Origin of the sequence: Arthrobacter sp. YAF34 (genome assembly GCF_052113245.1) — a bacterium.
Classification (GTDB): Bacteria; Actinomycetota; Actinomycetes; order Actinomycetales; family Micrococcaceae; genus Arthrobacter.
This window is the reverse complement of sequence record NZ_JBFRCV010000015.1, coordinates 49,687-69,599: the sequence shown is the minus strand read 5'-3', so window position 1 is coordinate 69,599 and position 19,913 is coordinate 49,687. Positions and strand designations below refer to the sequence as shown.

General features: G+C 67.6%; 20 protein-coding genes. 9 read left to right on the top strand and 11 right to left on the bottom strand.

From position 1 onward, the window contains the following. Position 1 precedes the first annotated feature (1 nt). Both AB4Y72_RS17325 and AB4Y72_RS17320 read right to left on the bottom strand, forming a co-directional pair. Complete coding sequence (locus tag AB4Y72_RS17325) at positions 2–988, bottom strand: ABC transporter permease (RefSeq protein ID WP_441427374.1); 987 nt, start codon at positions 986–988, stop codon at positions 2–4. Positions 989–1,353: 365 nt separating this feature from the next. Beyond that, a complete protein-coding gene (locus AB4Y72_RS17320; protein ID WP_441427373.1) occupies positions 1,354–1,986 on the bottom strand; it encodes a TetR/AcrR family transcriptional regulator in 633 nt (210 codons plus the stop codon). Positions 1,987–2,126: 140 nt separating this feature from the next. Between AB4Y72_RS17320 and AB4Y72_RS17315 the strand changes: the two genes are divergently transcribed. The 3 genes from AB4Y72_RS17315 to AB4Y72_RS17305 all read left to right on the top strand — a co-directional run bounded on the left by AB4Y72_RS17315 (position 2,127) and on the right by AB4Y72_RS17305 (position 4,661). After that, complete coding sequence (locus AB4Y72_RS17315; RefSeq protein WP_441427372.1) at positions 2,127–2,690, top strand: NAD(P)H-dependent oxidoreductase; 564 nt, start codon at positions 2,127–2,129, stop codon at positions 2,688–2,690. A 178-nt stretch (positions 2,691–2,868) separates the two neighbouring features. After that, positions 2,869–4,161 (top strand): aminotransferase-like domain-containing protein, encoded by a 1,293-nt coding sequence (locus AB4Y72_RS17310; protein WP_441427371.1) that lies wholly within the window; start codon positions 2,869–2,871, stop codon positions 4,159–4,161. A gap of 71 nt (positions 4,162–4,232) precedes the next feature. Next, entirely contained in the window at positions 4,233–4,661 is a 429-nt protein-coding gene (locus AB4Y72_RS17305; protein ID WP_441427370.1) for a universal stress protein, read from the top strand. Between the two features lie 3 nt (positions 4,662–4,664). On the opposite strand, the gene AB4Y72_RS17300 is transcribed toward AB4Y72_RS17305, so the two are convergent. Beyond that, a complete protein-coding gene (locus AB4Y72_RS17300) occupies positions 4,665–6,308 on the bottom strand; it encodes an AMP-binding protein (protein WP_441427369.1) in 1,644 nt (547 codons plus the stop codon). 234 nt (positions 6,309–6,542) lie between these two features. Here AB4Y72_RS17300 and AB4Y72_RS17295 point away from each other — a divergent pair, with 234 nt between their 5' ends. Continuing rightward, positions 6,543–6,881 (top strand): hypothetical protein, encoded by a 339-nt coding sequence (locus AB4Y72_RS17295; protein ID WP_441427368.1) that lies wholly within the window; start codon positions 6,543–6,545, stop codon positions 6,879–6,881. Positions 6,882–7,112: 231 nt separating this feature from the next. Here AB4Y72_RS17295 and AB4Y72_RS17290 read toward each other — a convergent pair whose 3' ends face one another. From AB4Y72_RS17290 to AB4Y72_RS17275, 4 genes are all read right to left on the bottom strand, one after another. Next, positions 7,113–8,666, bottom strand: a complete 1,554-nt coding sequence (locus AB4Y72_RS17290) for a dihydrolipoamide acetyltransferase family protein (protein ID WP_441427367.1) — start codon at positions 8,664–8,666, stop codon at positions 7,113–7,115. A 10-nt stretch (positions 8,667–8,676) separates the two neighbouring features. Then, a complete protein-coding gene (locus AB4Y72_RS17285) occupies positions 8,677–9,657 on the bottom strand; it encodes an alpha-ketoacid dehydrogenase subunit beta (RefSeq protein ID WP_441427366.1) in 981 nt (326 codons plus the stop codon). After that, positions 9,657–10,928, bottom strand: a complete 1,272-nt coding sequence (pdhA, locus tag AB4Y72_RS17280) for a pyruvate dehydrogenase (acetyl-transferring) E1 component subunit alpha (protein WP_441427365.1) — start codon at positions 10,926–10,928, stop codon at positions 9,657–9,659. Before pdhA ends, AB4Y72_RS17285 begins: the two co-directional genes overlap by 1 nt. Before the next feature lie 147 nt (positions 10,929–11,075). Then, positions 11,076–12,194, bottom strand: coding sequence for a histidinol-phosphate transaminase (locus tag AB4Y72_RS17275; protein WP_441427364.1), 1,119 nt, complete (start codon positions 12,192–12,194; stop codon positions 11,076–11,078). A 93-nt stretch (positions 12,195–12,287) separates the two neighbouring features. Here AB4Y72_RS17275 and AB4Y72_RS17270 point away from each other — a divergent pair, with 93 nt between their 5' ends. After that, positions 12,288–12,674, top strand: coding sequence for a phage holin family protein (locus AB4Y72_RS17270; RefSeq protein ID WP_441427363.1), 387 nt, complete (start codon positions 12,288–12,290; stop codon positions 12,672–12,674). Positions 12,675–12,684: 10 nt separating this feature from the next. Here AB4Y72_RS17270 and AB4Y72_RS17265 read toward each other — a convergent pair whose 3' ends face one another. Together AB4Y72_RS17265 and AB4Y72_RS17260 are read right to left on the bottom strand one after the other, a co-directional pair. Further along, positions 12,685–14,154, bottom strand: a complete 1,470-nt coding sequence (locus AB4Y72_RS17265; RefSeq protein ID WP_441427362.1) for a hypothetical protein — start codon at positions 14,152–14,154, stop codon at positions 12,685–12,687. Next, entirely contained in the window at positions 14,154–14,492 is a 339-nt protein-coding gene (locus tag AB4Y72_RS17260) for a hypothetical protein (protein ID WP_441427361.1), read from the bottom strand. The genes AB4Y72_RS17265 and AB4Y72_RS17260 overlap by 1 nt, the downstream gene beginning before the upstream one ends. 259 nt (positions 14,493–14,751) lie before the next feature. Between AB4Y72_RS17260 and purB the strand changes: the two genes are divergently transcribed. From purB to AB4Y72_RS17240, 4 genes are all read left to right on the top strand, one after another. Next, a complete protein-coding gene (gene purB, locus AB4Y72_RS17255) occupies positions 14,752–16,194 on the top strand; it encodes an adenylosuccinate lyase (protein ID WP_441427360.1) in 1,443 nt (480 codons plus the stop codon). After that, a complete protein-coding gene (locus AB4Y72_RS17250; RefSeq protein ID WP_441427359.1) occupies positions 16,191–16,862 on the top strand; it encodes a histidine phosphatase family protein in 672 nt (223 codons plus the stop codon). Before purB ends, AB4Y72_RS17250 begins: the two co-directional genes overlap by 4 nt. Positions 16,863–16,947: 85 nt before the next feature. Next, positions 16,948–17,451, top strand: coding sequence for a GNAT family N-acetyltransferase (locus AB4Y72_RS17245; RefSeq protein WP_441427358.1), 504 nt, complete (start codon positions 16,948–16,950; stop codon positions 17,449–17,451). Positions 17,452–17,554: 103 nt separating this feature from the next. Continuing rightward, the gene (locus tag AB4Y72_RS17240; protein ID WP_441427357.1) at positions 17,555–17,989 is read left to right on the top strand and encodes an acyl-CoA thioesterase; all 435 of its coding nucleotides are present in this window, start codon (positions 17,555–17,557) and stop codon (positions 17,987–17,989) included. Positions 17,990–18,055: 66 nt separating this feature from the next. Here the strand turns inward: AB4Y72_RS17240 and AB4Y72_RS17235 are convergent, their stop codons facing one another. Both AB4Y72_RS17235 and AB4Y72_RS17230 read right to left on the bottom strand, forming a co-directional pair. After that, positions 18,056–18,448 carry a nuclear transport factor 2 family protein gene (locus tag AB4Y72_RS17235; protein WP_441427356.1) on the bottom strand — a complete coding sequence of 131 codons (393 nt, stop codon included), beginning with the start codon at positions 18,446–18,448 and terminating at the stop codon, positions 18,056–18,058. A 170-nt stretch (positions 18,449–18,618) separates the two neighbouring features. Continuing rightward, the gene (locus tag AB4Y72_RS17230) at positions 18,619–19,698 is read right to left on the bottom strand and encodes an FUSC family protein (protein ID WP_441427355.1); all 1,080 of its coding nucleotides are present in this window, start codon (positions 19,696–19,698) and stop codon (positions 18,619–18,621) included. Positions 19,699–19,913 lie beyond the last annotated feature (215 nt).

Below are 19,913 nucleotides of genomic sequence, written 5' to 3'. Positions count from 1 at the left end.
ATTACTGCACCCGCACTCTCGGGTCGACGAGCGTGGTGGCGAAGTCGGCGAGGATCGCCCCGATCGCGAAGATGACCGAGCCGTATGCGAGGGTGGCGGTGGCCGCGTTGACGTCCTGCAGGGCGATCGAGTCGATGGACCAGGACCCCACGCCGTGCCACGCGAAGATCTTCTCCGCGAAGAATCCGCCGGCGAAGATGGCCGGGATGGTGAACGCGATACTCTGCGCCACGGGGATGAAGGACACCCGCAGGGCGTGACGGCTGATGGCCTGGTTGCGGGTGAGGCCCTTGGCCCGCGCGGTCCGGACGAAGTCGGCGTTGACGTTGTCCAGCAGGTACTGGCGCTGGGCGATCTGGTACGCGCCCCACCCGGCGATGGTGATGGCGAACGTGGGGACTGCGTAGTGGGCAAGCATGTCGACGAACTGGGCCCAGCCGTCGCCGTCGAGCCCCGGCGTGGAGATGCCGGTGACGAAGAAGACGCGATCCCCGATCGTCTCGTTGATGTTGATGGCGCCGAGCTGCACCAGGAAGTAGGCGATCGGCGCGGGGACGATGTACATGAGGTAGCTGTACGAGGTGATGACGCGATCCGAGGCCTTGTACTGGCGGGCGGCGGTGTAGACGCCGAGGGCGACGCCGATGACCAGGGTCAGGATGATCGAGGCCAGGAAGAGCCGGGTTGAGATCCAGACCCGGTCACCGAACTCGGCGTTGACGAAGGCGCCGTTGGGGCTGCGTCCCCAGTCCCAGCGGGTCACGACGCCGGTAAGCCAGTCGACGTAACGCTCCCACGGGCTCAGCGTGGGATCCAGGCCCTTGAGCCGGAAGGAGTTGGCCACCTGTTCAGGGGTGGGCCGCGGAATCCGCTCCTGTTCGAGCAACGCCGGCTGCAGCGTGCTCACCGCCAGGAGGTAGCCGGCGCTGGTGGTCAGGAAGATCATGAAGACATACGTGATGGCACGTTTGGCAAGGTAGCGAAGCATGGACCGGCTAGTTCCGGATCGTCATCGGCTGCGCGGAGCCGGGAATCGGGGCAGCGCCTGGACGGGCCAGCCTGCCGGCCGGGATGACAAGACTATTCACAACTTCGGTCCTTCCGTCGTCCCCCATCCGGCAGGGGATTCCGCCACCGGTTCGGGATCATGGGCCAGCTGGTTTCCGGCCGTCCGCGGGCCTTGCGGCTAAGTCCTTGTGGACTATGTGGCGGGTCACATTCCAGAGGAAGCTATCACATATGCGCGGGGCTGCCGGGCTCCCGGCGGCCGGAACCGGCGGGTCCAGTACCAGATCGTTATGAATAAGTCCTTGGAATGGATTTTGACTCGCGGGACGGGGATGCCGGGCTAGGCTACGCCCCGGCTACCACGCGCGTGACCAGTTCCCGCCACGATTCCGCGAGCCGTTCCGGGGCGATCCCGTGCACGCGGACGGCATGCAGCAACAGCTCCGGCTCGAGCGTCGCTGCCAGGGCCGAGGCCATGAGCGACGGGTCCGCCGTCACGCCGGCCTCGCGCAGCAGCACCTCAAGGTGCCGACGCCAGAGGACGGCCGCCGGAACATCGAACCTGTTGTAGGCCGAGGCATCGGCGGCGCGGGCCAGCTCCCCGAATTCCAGGATCCAGGCAACTCGTGCCGCCCCCACGGCGAGCAGGCGCTCCACGGCCGGCGCGCCCGGACCCACCGGAGGCGGACCGAACATGAACCGGTCCTGGAATTCAGCCTCGGCCCCGCTCAGGAGGGTCCTCATCAGCCCGGCACGGCTGCCGAAGCGGCGGAACACCGTTCCTTTCCCGACGCCGGCGCGCTGCGCCAGCCGGTCCATCGTGAGGGCATCAGCGCCGGATTCCTCAACAATTTCCCGGGCGGCACAGAGCAGGAGCTCCCGGTTCCGGGCGGCGTCCCGGCGCTCGGACTCTGCGGGGTGCCCGGCGGCGCGCTCTCCCCCGGGCTGGATACCGGGACGGATGGGAATGAGGCTCACACCGCTGATTCTAGCGCCCTGGAAAATAGCCCAGGAATATAACCGGACCACAGTCCGTTTAGCATGGGTGAAGGCCCCCAGCGCCTCCACGACCAGCCAGCCGTCGGGACCATCCCGCGGCGTGACGCCCAGGAGTACACATGTCCAAGAACACCGTCCTCACCCTCGTCGGCAGCCTGCGCGCCGGCTCCACCAACCAGCAGCTGGCCGAGGCCATCCAGCTCAACGCCCCCGAGCAGGTGGACGTGGTCATCCACGAAAGCCTTGGCAACATCCCGTTCTACAACGAGGACCTCGACGTCGAGGGCCAGGTTCCCGCAGCCGCCGCCGCCCTCCGTGCCGCAGCCAACGACGCCGACACCATCCTGATGGTCACACCGGAGCACAACGGCACCGTCCCGGCGTCGCTCAAGAACGCCATCGACTGGCTGTCCCGCCCGTTTGGCGCGGGCGCCCTCGCGGGCAAGCCCACCGCCGTCGTGGGGACTGCCTTTGGCCAGTTCGGCGGCGTCTGGGCCCAGGATGAGGCCCGCAAGGCAGCCGGGATCGCCGGCGCCCAGGTCCTCGAAAACGTCAAGATGGCCGTTCCGGGATCGATGGTCCGCTTCGCCGAGGTCCACCCGAAGGACGACGCCGAAGTCGTTGAGCAGATCAAGGGCGTGTTCGACGCGCTTGCCGCAGCCCGCACCGCGGAAGCCGCCTAACCAACCCGCAGCATCCGGCCGCACCACGGCCCGCGCCCCACAGAGGCCCCCGCCAGCTTGCGCCTGGCGGGGGCCTTTGGCTTTCCCGACCGCTCCGCAGGCGGCCGGCGGCCCTGCGCGTGCGCAATCTGAAAACAATCGTTTCCCCCCGGACAACCTGGGTAGTATCGTTGAGCCTGTGACCCACGAAACACTTGATGCCGCCGCAGCAGTACTTCCGGCCGAGGCCATTGACGCAATCGAACGTGCGGCTACGTCCGCCCACCGCCACGAGATCCTGTTCTCGGAGCGCGCAGCAAATATCAAACAGTCGGCCGTCCGGGACGTCTTCGACATCTCGATGCGCCCCGGCCTCGTCTCCCTCGCCGGCGGCAGCCCGTACCTGCAGTCCCTGCCGCTGGAACGCCTCGGCCAGACTGCCGCGAAGATCATCGCCGAGCAGGGCATGACCGCACTGCAGTACGGCGGCGGCCAGGGCACCGAGGAACTCCGCGTCCAGATTTGCGAGGTCATGGCGGCGGAAGGGATCCTCGACGCCGATCCGGCGAATATCGTGATCACCGCCGGCTCCCAGTCCGCGCAGGATGTAGCTACCAAGGTCTTCTGCAATCCGGGCGACGTGATCCTCGCGGAGGATCCCACCTACGTGGGTGCCCTCAACACGTTCGAGGCCTACCAGGTGCAGGTCGAAACCGTGACGATGGATGAAAACGGCATCGTCCCGGACCTGCTGGAAGCGAAGATCGCCGCCCTCCAGACGGCCGGCCGGAATATCAAATTCCTCTACACCATCCCCAGCTTCAACAATCCGTCCGGGATCACCCTGTCAGCGGAGCGCCGCCAGGCGGTTGTCGATATATGCCGTCGAGCGAATATTTTGGTTTTGGAAGACAACCCGTACGGCCTCCTGCGCTTCGACGGCAAGCCGCTGACCCCTTTGCGGGCAGCCAACCCGGACGACGTCATCTACATGGGGTCCTTCTCGAAGATCTTCGCGCCGGGCCTGCGGATCGGTTGGGCCCTCGTCCCGGCCCACCTGCAGCGCCGCTACTACCTGGCAGCGGAGGCCGTCACGCTGTGCCCGCCGACGCTCAACCAGATGCTGGTCTCGGCGTATCTGCGCGACTACGACTGGCGCGGCCAGATCGAAACCTACCGGGGGCTGTACCAGGAACGCTGCGAGGCCATGCTGGCCGCCCTGGCCGATTACATGCCGGAGGGGCTGAGCTGGACGCATCCTGACGGCGGCTTCTTCGTGTGGGTCACGCTGCCCGAGGGCGTGGACACGTACCCGCTGCTGAAGAAGGCCATCGACGCCGGCGTCGTCTTTATTCCGGGCGCGGCCTTTACGCCGTCGGACGATCCCTCGAACAAGATCCGGCTGGCGTTCAGTGCCGTGCCGCCGGAATCAATCCGGGAGGGCGTGCGTCGCCTCGCGCCGGTTCTGCGGGAAGCGGTCGAGGCGCTGTAGCCTGAGTCACCAGTACGGTTTGTTAGTTGGCAGCGCCTGCTGCAAAGGTTCGTTGAATAGAGGAGCGGTCCATGACCGGAATTATCGTCGTCGGTGTCGACGGCAGTGAGACTGCCCTGCGCGCGGCACACACCGCGCGAGACCTCGCGGCTTCGGTGGGGGCCACCCTGCATGTGGTCAGCGCCTTTGACAGCGACAGGACCCAGGTCTTCGCCAGCGGCGGTGACAAGTGGATCGTCTCCGACGCCGGGAACGCGGAGGAGGTTGCGCGGACGGTTGCGGAGGGCCTGCGCCGGCCCGAGACCAATGTCACCTACGCCGCGGCCCGGGGCAAGCCCGCCGAGGCCCTGATCCAGGAAGCCGAACGGACCGGCGCCCGAATGATCGTGGTCGGCAACCGCCGCATGCACGGAATTGGCCGCGTCCTGGGGAGCGTTGCGAACAGTGTGGCCCACAACGCCCCCTGCGACGTCTACATCGCCAAGACCGACGCCGACTAAGCCCTAAAGCTTCCCCGGCACCGCGGCCGCCTCAGGGTCCGGCACCGCGGCTTGCACAGCAGGCTGGAGCATCCGCCGCAGGATCTTTCCTGAGGCGGACTTCGGCACGGCCTCGATGAACTCCACACGGCGGATCTTCTTGAAGGGCGCCACCTTGGCGGCCACGAAGGCCATGACGGCTTCCTCGTCCACGGCGTCGCCGTCGGGTCCGGGCTGGCGCACCACGAACGCCATGGGCACTTCCTGCCCGTCGGCGTCGAGGCATCCGATCACCGCGGAATCGGCGATGCCGGGGTGGGTCAGGAGCAGCGCCTCAAGCTCTGCCGGGGCGATCTGGTACCCCTTGTACTTGATCAGCTCCTTGAGCCGGTCCACGATTGTCACCACCCCGTCCGCCCGCACCGTGGCGATGTCCCCGGTGTGCAGGAAGCCGTCCGCGTCCAACGTGTCCTCGGTTTCCTCCGGCCGGTTGAGGTACCCGAGCATGACGTTCGGCCCGCGGCACAGCAGGTGCCCCGGCGCGCTGGTCCCTTGCGGGGGCACGGGGATGTCCTCGCCCGTAGCCGGATCAATGAGCCGGCACTCCATGTTGGGCACCGTGTACCCCACGGAACTGACCGGGACACTGAGTCCATCGTTGACTTCGCGCGGAATGAGGTGCGACACCGGACTCATCTCGGTCATGCCGTAGCCCTGCAGTACCCGGCACTGGAGCCGCTCTGCCAGGCGGGTGCCGAGTGCCCCGTCCAGCGGGGCGGCGCCGGAAAGGGTGGTGTGCACCGAGCTGAGGTCGTACTCGGCGACCAGCGGGTGCTTGGAGAGCGCCACGGCCACCGGCGGGGCGATGAACAGGTAGCTGCACCGGTACGCCTGGATGATCCGCAGGAACTCGGCGAGATCGAACCTGGGCATTGTGACGAGCCGGGCCCGCTGGCGCAGTGCGAGGTTCAGCAGCACGGTCAGCCCGTAGATGTGGAAGAACGGGAGCAGCGCCAGGAGCCGGTCCTCGGGGCCGACGTCGAGCAGTCCCCGGGACTGTTCCACGTTGGCAACGAGATTCCGGTGGCTGAGCATGACGCCCTTGGGCCGGCCGGTAGTTCCGGACGAGTAGGGCAACACGGCCACATGGGTGGCGGGATCGAACGAGACGCGGGGCGCCGGCATGCCGGCGGCGAGCAAGTCGCCCAGCGAGGGGTGGCCCTCGGCGCCGTCGAGCACCACGAGCCGCGCGGCAGGGATCCCGGTCCTTTCGGCGGCCTCGCGGGCCGCCGGGAGCAGAGCCGAGACGGTGAAGAGCCAGCTGGCGCCCGCATCCGTGAGCTGGTTGGCGATGTCGTCCGTCGTGTACAGCGAGTTGATGGTGGTGACCGTGGCGCCTGCCCGCAGCAGCCCGTGGAAGACGGTGGCGAAGGCCGGGATGTTGGGGCACAGGATGGCGGCCACGCCGTGCACCCCAAGGCCTTGGGCGGCCACCGCCCCGGCGAGGGCATCGATCTGGTCCCGGAGTGAACGGTAGGTGGTTTCCGCGCCGCTGACGCCGTCGACGATCGCGATCCGGTCGAGGTCCTCCTCTCCCAGTCCGCCGAAGAGGTAGTCGTATATACCGAGGTTGGGAACATCGACGTCGGGGTACGGGCTTGAAAACACGCAGCATCTCCTTTGATCGGCGTCCGCCGGGCCGGCGGCTGGTGTCACTCTAGTGCCGCCGCGGGTTCGGCGGAACGGGCGGCACGGCGTTGACGGCGTTCGGATTGACGGGGATCACCTCCTCCCGTGGGAAGTCTCACCGCCGGCGAGCCGCTCGGGAGGGCCAGGCGCAGTAAAATGGGAAGTGCCCTGCGATGGTGCGGACATCCGAGACCAACCCGCCAGAGGACCCCCGTGATCACTCTTCAACGCCGCCAGTTAGTTGGCCATGACATCTTGCTCGCGCGCCACGGCAACCACATCAGCGCCATGCGCCTGGACCGCGGTGCCGGGCGCGTCATCGCATTCCTGGACGACGGGTCAACGGACAGCGCCCCCAACCTGATCACCCCGGGCCTGCGCATGCCCGACACCGTGCGCAGCGTGCTCCGGGAGGACTGGAAGTTCCTTACCGGGATCAGCGCGGTCTGCGTGGGACTCGCGGGCCTGATATGTGCCGCCGCGGCCGCGCTGGCGGGCGCGAGCGGCGATCCCGCGCTGGCCCAGCTCCTGACCGCGTACTCGGGAAACTGAGCCGTCCGGCATCTCGAGCCCCGGCTCGGGCCAGCGCCGGGGAAATACTGACCGGCGATACTGACCGGCGATATTGAGGCCTGGGTCCGACGCTCTGTCCCAGTTGCCCGCCGCCGGACGCCGCCGCGGCCGGGGTAACCCGCCGGATAGCGCGGGATACCCCGGATTCCCGGGCTGCGGGAGCTGGAGCAACTGGGACGGAACGCTGCGGCCCGGGGCCCGGGGGCCGTGTCAGTCCAGCAGCAGGGCCGGTTCTTCCAAGATGGCGGCGACGTCGGCCATGAAGCGGGCTGACAGGTCACCGTCCACCACGCGGTGGTCGAACGAGCCGCCGAGGGTGGTGATCCAACGGGGAATGACTTCGCCGTCCAGGACCCAGGGCTTCTGCTTGATGGTGCCGAACGCGACGATCGCGACCTCGCCCGGGTTGATGATGGGCGTGCCGGTATCGATCCCGAGGGCGCCGATGTTGGTCACGGTGAGCGTGCCGCCCCGCATCTGGGCCGGCTGGGTCTTGCCGGCCCGCGCCGTGGTGGCGAGTTCGTTCAGGGACAGGGCCAACTGTTTGAGCGACAGGTCCTGGGCGTTCTTGATGTTCGGCACCATCAGTCCGCGGGGCGTGGCGGCCGCGATGCCCAGGTTCATGAAGTGCTTGACGTGAATCTCCGCCGAATCGCTGCCGTCCGGGTTGTCCACCCAGGTGGCGTTGACGCTCGGGTTGCGCGCCGCGGCCCAGATGACGGCCTTGGCCAGGATCAGCAGGGGTGAGACCTTGATGCCCTCGAAATCGCGGGAGGTCTTCAGCCGTTTGACGAATTCCATGGTGCGACTCGCGTCGACGTCAACGAAGATGCTCACGTGCGGCGCCGCGAAGGCCGATTCGACCATGGCTTTTGCGGTGGCCTTGCGGACCCCCTTTACCGGGATCCGCTCGATCCGCTGGTCCTGCGGGCGGCCTGACTTGCCCCAGAACGAGTCAGCCTGGTCCACCTCGGCGTCCCGCTGGGCCTGGTAGCTCACCAGGTCCTCACGGGTCACCTCACCGCGGGCGCCGGTGGGCACGACGTCGGCCAGGTTGATGCCGAGGTCCCGGGCGATCTTGCGGACCGGAGGCTTGGCCAGCACTTTGCCGACCAGGCCGCTGATGGCGCCGCCGATCGTGGGGCGCAGGTCATCGGCGACGGCGGGAGCGTCAGCCGGTCGGCCGACGGCGGCCGGGTTGATCCAGACGTCGTGGGTCTCGATCCCCGCCCGCTCAGCGCCGGACGTGGCCGCAGCGGCACCGCCGTCTGAACCCGTGGCCGCAGCGGCACCGGATGCTTGGGCCGACGATGCCGAAATCCGCCGCCGGCGCTTGACGGCGTCGGCCTTGGGGCCGGACCCCACAAGCGGGCCGCCGGCCGGACGGCCGGCAGGTTCGCCGGCGTCGGACGTGTCGGCCTGCAGCGTGCCGTACATGGGCGCCGGGGCAGCCGGAGCTGCGGCGGCGGGAGCTGCGGTGGCCGCATCCGGGGCAGGCGCCGCCTCAGCAGCCGGGGCGGTGACGGCGTCGCTCACGGTGATGATCGGGGTGCCGACCTCCACGGTGACGCCCTCGGGAACCAGCAGTTCGGTGACCGTTCCCGCGAAAGGCGAGGGCAGCTCCACGAGGGACTTGGCGGTCTCGATCTCGCACAGGACATCGTTGATGGCCACGGTATCGCCGGCTTTGACCTTCCAAGCGACGATTTCGGCTTCCGTCAGCCCTTCGCCGACGTCGGGCAGGTTGAACTTGTTGAGCGTCATGGGTCCTCGTTTAGTAAGCGAGGGCGCGGTCCAGCGCCTCAAGGATGCGGTCGATGTCCGGCAGGTAGTCTTCCTCGACCTTCGCCACGGGATAGGGCATGTGGAATCCGCCGACCCGGATGACGGGGGCTTCGAGCGAGTGGAATGCCCGCTCGCTGATCCGGGCCGCGATTTCGCCGCCGATGCCGCCGAACGTGGGGGCTTCGTGGGTTACCACGAGGCGGCCGGTCTTGCGGACCGAGGCTGCGACGGTGTCGAAGTCGATCGGCGAAATGGAGCGGAGATCGATCACTTCGATGCTGTGGCCGTCCTCCGCGGCGGCTTCGGCTGCGGCCAGGGCCACGGGCACCAGGGGCCCGTAGACCACCACGGTGGCGTCGGTTCCCTCGCGGAGCACATGCGCCTTGAACGGGTCGGCGGACGCACCTGGGTTCTCGGTATCGACGTCGCCTTTGAGCCAGTAGCGGCGTTTGGGCTCGAAAACGATCACCGGGTCCTGGCAGTCGACGGCCTGCTGGATCATCCAGTAGGCATCGTGCGGATTGGACGGCGTGATGATGCGCAAGCCCGCCGTGTGGGCGAAGAGTGCTTCCGGCGATTCCGAGTGGTGCTCGATCGATCCGATGCCGCCGCCGTACGGGATGCGGATGACGACGGGGACGGTCAGATTGCCGTTGCTGCGCGAATGCATTTTCGCCAGCTGCGTCGTGATCTGGTTGAACCCGGGAAACACGAAGCCGTCGAACTGGATTTCACAAACGGGCTGGTAGCCGCGCAGGGACAGCCCGATCGCGGTGCCGATAATGCCCGATTCGGCCAGCGGGGTGTCCACGACGCGGTCGACGCCGAAATCGGCCATCAGTCCGTCGGTGACCCGGTAGACGCCGCCGAGGGCCCCGATGTCCTCGCCCATCAGCAGCGCGCGGGGGTTGTTGTTCAGCGTGGCCCGCAGGCCCTCGTTGATCGCTTTCGCAATGGTCATGGTCGTCATCAGTTGGCCGCCTCCGTGACGTCGCCTTCTGCCCCGGCGGATTTTGCCGGGGCGGCCGTTTCCTCGTCGGCAAACCCGGCACTGTATTCCTCGAACCAGGCCAGCTCTTCGGCGACCAGCGGGTGGGCTTCCACATACGTGTTGGCAAAAGCGGTCCGGATATCCGGTGTTTCGAGATCATGGGTGGTCTTGCGGACATAGGCGGCGAGTTCGTCGCCGTCGGCCCGGACGCGTTCGAAGAAGGCGTCGTCCGCGATACCCTCGGCCCGGAGGTACTTCTCCAGCCGCTCCAGCGGGTCTTTGGTCCGCCACAGGGCTTCTTCGGCGGACCCGCGGTACTTGGTGGGATCATCGGCCGTGGTGTGTGCCCCGACCCGGTACGTGAACGCCTCGATCAGGACCGGACCGTTGCCCTCGCGGGCCTGTTCCAGCGCCCATTCCGTGACGGCGTGGACGGCGATCACGTCATTGCCGTCCACCCGGATGCCCGGGAAGCCGTAGCCCTTGGCGCGGTTAGCGAGCGGGATGCGGGTCTGCACCGAGCTCGGCACGGAGATGGCCCAGTGGTTGTTCTGGCAGAAAAAGACCACAGGCGCCTGATAGGACGAGGCGAACACCATGGACTCATGGACATCGCCTTCGGAGCTGGCGCCGTCGCCGAAGTACACCATGACGGCCGCCTTGGGCTCCCCGGCCTCTGCGCCGGCCCCGCCCGCCGCAGCGGCCGCCAGCTTCTGGTCCCGCTGGATGCCCATGGCATATCCGACGGCGTGCGGGGTCTGGGCGGCCAGGACCAGCGTATAGAGGTGGAAATTCGTGTCCTTGGGATTCCAGCCGCCGTTGGACACGCCCCGGAACTGGCGCAGCAGCTCGGCGAGATCCACGTTGCGTGTCAGGGCGACACCGTGCTCGCGGTAGGTCGGGAAGATATAGTCCTGCGGCTGGCTGGCGCGCCCGGAACCGATCTGGGCGGCTTCCTGCCCGGTCAGCGGGACCCACAGGGCCAGCTGGCCCTGCCGCTGCAGGGCGGTGGCTTCGACATCAAATCGGCGGATTTTCGCCATATCGGCGTAGAAACCCCGTAGGGTCTCCGGATCAAGCTTCTCGGCGTACGCCGAGAAAACCGGATCGGAGCCCAAGTTGCCGTCTGGGCCCAGCAGCTGGACCATGGGCTCCGCCGGGGCGCCCAGGCGGGCTTCGGCTTCCGCCTCGAGCTGGTCATCCATGTCGGTTCCGTCGAACTCGGTAGAGGGCAGATGTGTGGCGCCCATACCGTCTCCTTGCTTGCCGCATCCGAATGCGCCGCAATCGCTGGGATATATGCCAAACCGGGAATACATTCCCGGTTTGGCATATATTTTGGCTTACTCGTCCTTACTCTAGCCGCACGGCGCGGCTGAAACGCGTCACGTTAATCGCTAGGAACGCCGTGGTGGTTTTGTATAGATCGCACAGAGCTCCAGGAAGCGGGTGTTGGCGTCCGTTTCGCCAATACTGACCCGGACCCCCTCCTCGCCGAAGGCACGCACGGAAAGCGCACGTTCCGCGGCCAGGGCGGCGAATTCCGCACTGTTCGCGCCCAGATTCAGCCAGACAAAGTTGCCCTGGGCCTCCGGAACGAACCATCCAAGGTCCCGCAGTCCGGCCGTGACCCGGTCCCGCTCGTCGACCAGGCTTTGTACCCTTTCTACAACGTCGTCGAAGTGCTCAAGCGACGTCACCGCGGCGGTTTCCGCGATCTGGGACACCGCGAAGGGCGTGGCTGTGACGCGCAGGTGCTGCGTCAGTTCCGGCCGGGAGACGCTGTAGCCCACCCGAAGTCCGGCGAGGCCGTGCGCCTTCGAAAACGTCCGCAGGACGACGACGTTTGGGTACTTGCGGTACATGGCGATGCCGTCCACGGCGTCCTCGGCCCGCACGAATTCCTGGTAGGCCTCGTCAATGACCACCACGACATCCGAAGGAATGGCCTTGATGAAGGCCTCCGTTTCCTCGGTGGTCAGAATGGGGCCGGTCGGGTTGTTGGGCGTGCACAGCAGAATCATCCGGGTCCGAGCCGTCACCGCGGCTGCCATGGCTTCGAGGTCATGCCGCCCGTCCGCGGTCAACGGGATCCGCACGCTTTCAGCTCCAGCCAGTCCGACGCAGATCGGGTAGGCCTCGAACGACCGCCACGCGTAGATGACTTCGTCGGCTTTGCCATCGTCGTTTTGGCCGGCAAACGTGGTCAGCAGCTGGTTCAGGGCACCCAGGCTGCCGGCGCCGGTGACGATGTCCTCCGCGGGAACCTCGAGGAACCGGGCGAGTGATTCGCGCAGCTTGCTGCTGAGCGGGTCCGGGTAGCGGTTGAAGTCGGTCTGCGCCGCGATGGCCTGCTGCACTGCAGGGATCGGGGGCAGCGGGTTCTCGTTGGAGGAGAGCTTGTAGCTGACCAGCCCCTCCACGGGGACGGGCGGTTTTCCAGCCGCGTAGCGAGGGAGGAGGTCTACCACCGGACGGGGCCTGATGCCCCCGGCCGTGTTCTCTGATGAAGTCATGCCAACTAGCCTACTTCGGGTCCCTGCCGGGATAAGAGAATATGGGGGATATGGTCCCTGCCGCTGCCGTCGGGCGTATGACAGCATGGGGCCATGCGCTCATTTTTCGTACGAGTCATCATCAACGGACTGGCCCTGGCCATCGCCTGCTGGATCCTCACCGGCCTGGATATTTCCACCGCGGGTGGCAGCACTCTCAGCATCATCCTGGGCTACCTGTTCATCGGCCTGATCTTCGGTCTGGTCAATGCCTTCGTGAAGCCAATCGTCAGCCTCCTCTCCCTGCCGATCACCATCCTCACTTTGGGTCTTTTCACGGTTGTCATCAACGCGGGAATGCTCTACCTGACGTCCTGGATCAGCAGCTACACCACGGTGCACTTCACCATTGACTCTTTCTTCTGGACGGCGGTGTTCGCCGCCATCATCATCAGCGGCGTGTCCCTCGTGGCCAGTTTCCTTCCCGCGCTCGATCGATAGGAGCCGATCGCTAGTAGCCGGGTGCTCCGGTGCGGGCCGGGCTACGTCCGGGGCCCGGGCGCTGGTTCCCTGCCTTCCCTGACCGCGGCGACGGAGCCGGAGCCGGAACCGCGGGCACCTCCCGCACCGCAGGCCTGGCGTCACGACGGAGCGTGAAACGACTCACCATCGCCGTGCCGCCGGTTCCCACCACAGCGGCCAGCGCCGCAGTCGAGTCACGCAACGTGCTGTCCCGGCTCGTCGAGATGAGTGTGGCACCATCGGCGTAGTTCTCGAGCCGGTGCCCCGGTCCCAGGCCGAAGTCCTTCAGGGGCGGAATTTCCAACGGGTTGGTGAGCGTTACTGTCACCCGGTCCCTGGTATCCGGGTTGGCCTCACCGTCCGCGCCCGGCACCCAGTCCTGCTCGTGTTCCAGGTGCAGGCTGCGGATCCCCGGTGCCGGGGTGATGGCGCCGACGGGCGAGCCCGCCGTCAGCACGAACTTGAGGTCGTACTCCGCCAGGAAAGCCCGGTCCTTGCTGAGATTCATCGCGTGGATCCCGCCCTGGCTGTAGCCGACAGCCACGAGCCGATCGCCGGGGGTTGCTCCGGCCTGCTGCAGGGCCCGCCGGATGGCAGCGGCTGTCGATGCCGAGTCGTAGCCCAAGGCCTCCGCGATTCCGGCGGGATCAAAGGGGTTGGCGCCTTCCGGTGTGCCTCCGAGCTGGGTCCCGGGAATGATCACCACCCATGCCGGCCGTCCCGTTCCGTCAACTTCGATGACCTCAATCCGGCCGGCCTGTTGTCCCACGGCTCCGGCCCGCCGCAGCAGTCCGGCCGGTGAGAGGTCGACCTTGGCGGAAAACGTCTCGCGGGCCACGACGCTGACCGGGCTGGGCTTGAGAAACATGAGTCCTGGCGCTTCCGACGCCTCGCGCACCAGGCCGCGGATGTCGGTGGGCCCGCGCAGGGATTCGAGCACTGCGGCCAAGGGCGCCGGCAGGCCAAGCATCGCCGCAAGGCTCCGGGGCGCAGTGGCTATCCAGTCCTCGACGGTGTCGCGCACACCGGGGAGGGCGAAGGGTTCCGGGGCCGCGCCGTATTCGGTGCCGCGAAGACCCAGCCGAAGCAGCAGGGCGTTCCGCGCTTCGGCATATTCGTACTCCCGGTAGCTGGCGCGAACGTCGTCGCCGATGCGCTGCAGCTGGGACCGGACGCGGCCGACGTCCCCGCCCGCCTCTCCCACCGCGATGATGGCGTTGCTCCCGCTGGTATAGGAGTCGCGCTGATAGGGAAAGAGCGCGTGTTTCACGGCGTCTGCCTCCACCTCAACCGACTGCAACCGCCGGACCAGCCCGTCCAGTGCCGCGGCGCCGGCAAGCAGTTCCTCAAACTGGAAGCTGAGCCCTCCGATTCCGCCCCGGATGCGCAGGATCCCGTCGGGTGGTGGCGCGGAAACCCGGGGCGCGCCGCCGGAGTCTACCGGCGTGGCGTCGGCCATCAGGGGCCCGTCCGGCCCGTGGAGAGAGTCACGCTCTGGGCGTGGCGGCTGACAACGGCCACAGCGTCCAGCAGCGCATTCCGGCTGCGGCGCAGCGCCGCCGCCTGCAGGGACAGGGTCAGCCGATAGGCGCGTCCGGCCGGCGACTGCCAGGTCTGCAGCTCAAGTCGGGCCACGGCGGCCAGCACGGCGTCTGCCTCATCGGCGCACCGCGCAACGCGCGCGGCGAGCTGCTGGACTTCGTAACTGCGCGAGGCACACGCGAGGGCGTCGGCGGCGGTCACGCCAAGAACTGCCGTGCCATGCACTGCTGTGCTGCCCGCCGGGCCGGGCGGCATCCCGCTGTCCTGCGCTACCCAACTGCCCTGCGCTACCCAACTGCCCCGTGCTGCCCAACTGCCCTGTGCTGCCCAACTGCTCATGACACCGACGCTAACGGGAGGCACGACCCCGCTGAAGAGCGCGGTCGGGCTATGTGGAAAACCTCACTGAGCGCCGTGCACAGCGGCCGGACTATGTCACAGGCGATGTCACACGGTGATGTCATAAGGACGGGCGCGCTTAAGGCCCGGCGGGACTTCGTGAAAGAATCGGCACATGCCTGAAACTGCCGCCACAGCTGATACCCGCACGCCGTCCGGACGCCTGGCACTTGCCGCGTCGGACCGACACATCGCACTCGGCCCGCTGGACGGCCGCTACCAGTCCGCCGTTGCGCCGCTGGTGGACTACCTGTCCGAGGCGGCCCTGAACCGCGACCGCGTGGCCGTGGAGGTTGAGTGGCTGATCCACCTGACCGGGAACAGCGTCCTGCCCGGCGCCGGCCCGCTCACGGCAGCGCAGCAGGAGCAGCTGCGCGCGATCGTCACGGAGTTCGACGCCGCATCTGTCACCGAACTGGCCGAGATCGAGGCGGTGACGGTGCACGACGTCAAGGCCGTCGAGTACTACATCGGCCGCCGACTGCCCGGCATCGGGATCGATCACCTGACCGCCCTGGTGCACTTCGGCTGCACCTCGGAGGACATCAACAACCTCTCCTACGCCCTCGGCATCAAGGGAGCCGTGGAGGACGTGTGGCTCCCCGCGGCCCGCGCCCTCGTGGCCCAGATCAGCGCCATGGCCGAGGACAACCGTGCAGTGCCGATGCTCTCCCGCACACACGGCCAGCCGGCCACGCCCACCACGCTGGGCAAGGAACTGGCCGTCATTGCGCACCGGCTCAACCGCCAGCTGGATCGGATTGCCCGGACCGAGTACCTCGGCAAGATCAACGGCGCCACCGGCACGTATGCGGCCCACGTCGCCTCCGTCCCGGGCGCCGACTGGGAGCACGTGGCGAAGAGCTTCGTCGAGGGCCTCGGCCTGACCTGGAACCCGCTGACCACCCAGATCGAAAGCCACGACTGGCAGGCAGAACTCTATGCCGACGTCGCGCGGTTCAACCGCATCCTGCACAACGTCTGCACCGACATCTGGAGCTACATCTCGATCGGCTACTTCGTGCAGATTCCGGTCGCGGGTGCCACCGGCTCCTCGACCATGCCGCACAAGGTCAACCCGATCCGGTTCGAGAACGCCGAGGCCAACCTCGAAATCTCCTCCGGCCTCCTGGACGTGCTGGGTTCCACCCTGGTCACCTCCCGCTGGCAGCGCGACCTCACCGACTCCTCCTCGCAGCGCAACATCGGCGTGGCGTTCGGCCACTCGCTGCTCGCCATCTCCAACGTCGCCAAGGGCCTGGACCGGCTCAAGGTTGCCGGGGACGTCCTGGCCGCGGACCTGGACACCAACTGGGAGGTCCTGGGCGAGGCCATCCAGATGGTCATGCGCGCCGAGGCGATCGCTGGCGTCGAGGGCATGGACAACCCGTATGAGCGGCTCAAGGACCTGACCCGCGGACACCGCGTGGACGCCGCGCGGATGCGGGAATTCGTCCAGGGCCTGGGCCTGTCTGCGGACGCCGAAGCCCGGCTTCTGGCGCTGACGCCCGGACGCTACACCGGCATCGCGGACAAGCTGGTGGATCACCTCAAGTGAGGCTCCTGCTCATTCGCCACGGCCAGACGCCCGGGAACGTGCTTGGGCAGCTGGACACCGACCATCCGGGCCCCGGGCTGACGGAACTCGGCGAGCAGCAGGCGGCCGCCCTGGCGCGGTCGCTGGCAAACGAGCGGATCGGCCTTCTCTACGCTTCGACCCTGATCCGGACCCAGATCACGGCACAGCCGCTGGCCACCCTGCGGGGCCTTGACGTGGGGATTCTCGCGGGCCTGCGGGAAATCGAAGCCGGGTCCCTGGAGAAGCTGACGGACCGCGAATCGCACCTCCGCTACTTCGGGACGGTCGCGGCCTGGACTGCTGGGGATCTGGACCGCCAGATGCCGGCCGGCCCCAACGGCCACGAGTTCTTTGACCGTTTCGATGACTCGATTGCCAGGATTGCAGGCGCCGCCGAGGGCGTTGCCGGCTCCGGGGCGGTGGCCGTGGTGAGCCACGGCGCCGCCATCCGGGTCTGGGCCGGGGTGCGTGCCGTCAACGTGGAACCTGAATTCGCGCTCCGCCATGTCATCGCCAATACCGGCATTGTGGCGCTGGAGGGCGATCCCGACGCCGGGTGGCGGCTCATCCACTGGGACGAAAGTCCCGTGGGCGGCCTGGTCCTGGCGGATCCGACGGCGGAGGATCCCACCGGCCGTCCGGCGTAGCGCAACGCTTACCGGCAGGAAACACAGCCGAAACCGCCGGCGCCTAGCCTTGGGCTGCATAACCCTTCGGCGAATCGAGGCAGTGATGCAGACCAACCCGCGGCTCAACATCCGTCAGGTCACGTGGGCGAACCCCGTCGGCGCGGACCTGAGAGCCGCCCAGCAGGCAGAACTCGACGCCCGTTTCGGCCGGCCCGACCACGAACCCGGCCCGCCGCCGTCGGAAGCTGACACCGCGGTGTTCCTGGTGGCGCACGACAAAGCATCCGGTCAGCCGGTCGGCTGCGGCGGTCTTCGGATGCTGGATACCCACACCGCCGAAATCAAGCGACTCTATGTCCTGCCGTACACCCGCGGCTCGGGGGTGGCGAGTTCCATCCTCGCGGCCCTCGAAGCGCACGCCCACGCGCTGGGGACCACCACCCTGACCGCGGAAGCGGGCTCGGTGCAGACCGACGGGCGGCAGTTCTACGAGAACTCCGGCTTCGTGTCCGTGCCGAACTTTGGACCGTATATCGGCGTGGAGCACTCGTACTGCTACGCGAAGCCGATCGATTCGCACAGCGCAGCCCACACCGCCATGGCGTGAGGCCGCCCGGGGCCGCGGACCGGGGCGGCCCCCGCTGGGCCCGCCATCCCGGCATGATGCGTCACACAACGCCGGCCGGCACGGAGTCGGCTACCCTCGCACTATGGAATCGGCCGACATCACGTTCCGCACCCGCAAATGGGTGCGGCACGAGGACCTCAACGCGAACGGCACGCTGTTCGGCGGCAGCCTGCTGAAGTGGATCGACGAAGAGGCGGCCATTTACGCGATCCTGCAGCTGGGCAACGGCCGGGCCGTCACCAAGTACATCTCCGAAATCAACTTCGTCAGCTCTGCGGTCCAGGGCGACCTGATCGAAATGGGCCTGACCGCGACCCGCTTCGGCCGGACGTCGCTGACCATGCGGGCCGAAGTCCGGAACATGATTACCCGGCAGAGCATCCTCACAATCGAGGAAATCGTGTTCGTGAACCTGAGCCTGTCTGGCAAGCCTGAGCCGCACGGATACACGGAAATCACCTATGACCGGGACCGGATTCCGACGCACCACCTGACCGAGACGCTGGAACAGGACTAAAGCGGCCACGACCCGGGCCCGCCTGTCACGGTGCCTGTCACGGTGCCGGCGGACTGTGCCCCTCGCTCAGGTCCAGAATTCGTCGGCCTTGGCCGTGTCCTCGAAGAATTCCCGCCCCTCGGCGATCTGTCCATCGCGGACGACGAACGTAATGACGGTGGCCATGTCCAAGGTCTTGCCGTTGGCCTCCCCGTGGGTTTGCTGGATCGCGACGGTGTGTTTTTCGCCGCCGACGATGTCCTCGACGTTGGCCTGGAAGTGACCTTGGGTTCGTGCCCCGAGTTCACCAAAGTACGCCAGGACCGCGTCGCGGCCCGCTTTGGTTCCAGACAGCACGCCGCTCCCGGCGACGTACCAGACGGCGTCCTCCGCGAATATCTCGCTGAGGGTCGCCATATCCCCTGCGTTGAAGGCCGCGTACCCCCGCCGGACCAGTTCAACATTCTCTGCCGTTCCCATGATCGGACACCTCTCCGTCATCCTTGTCGGGTTGTGCTGGGACGGTTAAAGGCTAGTCCTGGCCCCAAGGCCTGTCGATGGAAATATGCACCCTTTCCGGCCTCTTGGCCCACGTCCCGGCGGGTTCGGCCGGCCCGGGCTGTGGGAGAAATCGCCGGCGTCGGGCCTGCCTAGGAACGGCGTCCTGGCGAGATCCCGCGGCGGGACCTCAGGCGGCGCCACGCCCCGGGCGCCAGCACGACGGCGATGCCGACGGCAGCGCCGATGACCGTTTCCACAATCCTGTCGCGGAGCAGGATGCCGGGCGGCACAGGTGCCACCAGGAGCGTGGAGGTCAGAGCCAGCGGCGTGACGAAGACTTGCGCCAGCATGTACTGCCGCGCGATGAACATCTCGGCGCCGAACTGGCACGCGGCAATCACCAGCACCGTCTGCCACGGCGTCGGTTGCAGGAGGAGGATCCCGGCGAGCAACACGAGACCCAGCGCGGTGCCGGCGATGCGCTGCAGGCCGCGGCTGACGCGGTGCCGGGTGGTGTGTCCCACGAGCGGGACGACGGCGGCCACCATCGCCCAGTAGTTGTGGCCCACCCCGAGCCATGCACCGGCCAGGGTCCCCAGCGTTCCCGCCAGTCCGGCCGCCACGAGGTAGCCCGCGCTTTCCTGCCACGCGGCGCGCTCCTCGGCCGGCGTCAGGCTCACGGGCTTCGGGCTCACCCACGGGGCCTGGCGGCCAAGGGCCACGCGGGAGGACTGGCCGAGCAGCAGGGAGAAGGCGACGGTGAGCACGGCCACCAGCATGCACTGCCACAGCGGCGGCTGGTTGGGGATCGACGCGATGGCTGCAAAGGCAAAGATGTGGAACAGCGAACCCGAAGGACGCAGCCGCCATCGCGCCACCACCAGCGAGCAGGCGCCCGCCACCACGGTGGTGGCCCCCACCAGCACCCACGTGGTGCCTTCGGCCGAGAGCCGGGCCAGCGCGTCCACCCGCGCCGTGAGGGCGGCCAGGAACATCACCAGCAGCATGAGGCCGCCGGCCCGCACCTGGAGAGTGAGCCGCCTGGCATGCGGCTCATTCCGGCCGTAGATGCCGGTGAAGGCGCCGAAGGAGGCAAAAATTGCCAGATCCAGCCTTCCCAGCAGCATCAGGGTGATCAGCGGGACGAACACGCCCACGGCGCAGCGGAAAGCGACCCGGTGGTCTTTGTTTCCCGGCGCGATGGTGAACATGTCGGCGAGCAGCTTCACGGCAGCAACCTCACGGGCGCACCTTCGTGGGGCCGCCTCACGGCGCGGGTTGCACGGGGACGCGGCCTCACAGGCTTGCTTTCATGAGTTGGAGCGCCTTTCGCAGCGGGTCGGAGTGTTACGGCGGCGGCGCTGGCATCCATGGTGGATTTTACTCCGGATCCCCGCGGCTGGAGCACCGGATCCTGGTGAACGGGATCCGCCGGAACCCAGGC

Bases quoted from the DNA above. Each gene is read 5' to 3' on its own strand.
- AB4Y72_RS17245 (WP_441427358.1), top strand. From the start codon at position 16,948: ATGCAGACCAACCCGCGGCTCAACATCCGTCAGGTCACGTGGGCGAAC.
- AB4Y72_RS17315 (WP_441427372.1), top strand. From the start codon at position 2,127: ATGTCCAAGAACACCGTCCTCACCCTCGTCGGCAGCCTGCGCGCCGGC.
- AB4Y72_RS17260 (WP_441427361.1), bottom strand. From the start codon at position 14,492: ATGCCGCCCGGCCCGGCGGGCAGCACAGCAGTGCATGGCACGGCAGTT.
- purB (WP_441427360.1), top strand. From the start codon at position 14,752: ATGCCTGAAACTGCCGCCACAGCTGATACCCGCACGCCGTCCGGACGC.
- AB4Y72_RS17240 (WP_441427357.1), top strand. From the start codon at position 17,555: ATGGAATCGGCCGACATCACGTTCCGCACCCGCAAATGGGTGCGGCAC.
- AB4Y72_RS17270 (WP_441427363.1), top strand. From the start codon at position 12,288: ATGCGCTCATTTTTCGTACGAGTCATCATCAACGGACTGGCCCTGGCC.
- AB4Y72_RS17305 (WP_441427370.1), top strand. From the start codon at position 4,233: ATGACCGGAATTATCGTCGTCGGTGTCGACGGCAGTGAGACTGCCCTG.
- AB4Y72_RS17275 (WP_441427364.1), bottom strand. From the start codon at position 12,194: ATGACTTCATCAGAGAACACGGCCGGGGGCATCAGGCCCCGTCCGGTG.
- AB4Y72_RS17285 (WP_441427366.1), bottom strand. From the start codon at position 9,657: ATGACGACCATGACCATTGCGAAAGCGATCAACGAGGGCCTGCGGGCC.
- pdhA (WP_441427365.1), bottom strand. From the start codon at position 10,928: ATGGGCGCCACACATCTGCCCTCTACCGAGTTCGACGGAACCGACATG.
- AB4Y72_RS17265 (WP_441427362.1), bottom strand. From the start codon at position 14,154: ATGGCCGACGCCACGCCGGTAGACTCCGGCGGCGCGCCCCGGGTTTCC.
- AB4Y72_RS17235 (WP_441427356.1), bottom strand. From the start codon at position 18,448: ATGGGAACGGCAGAGAATGTTGAACTGGTCCGGCGGGGGTACGCGGCC.
- AB4Y72_RS17290 (WP_441427367.1), bottom strand. From the start codon at position 8,666: ATGACGCTCAACAAGTTCAACCTGCCCGACGTCGGCGAAGGGCTGACG.
- AB4Y72_RS17325 (WP_441427374.1), bottom strand. From the start codon at position 988: ATGCTTCGCTACCTTGCCAAACGTGCCATCACGTATGTCTTCATGATC.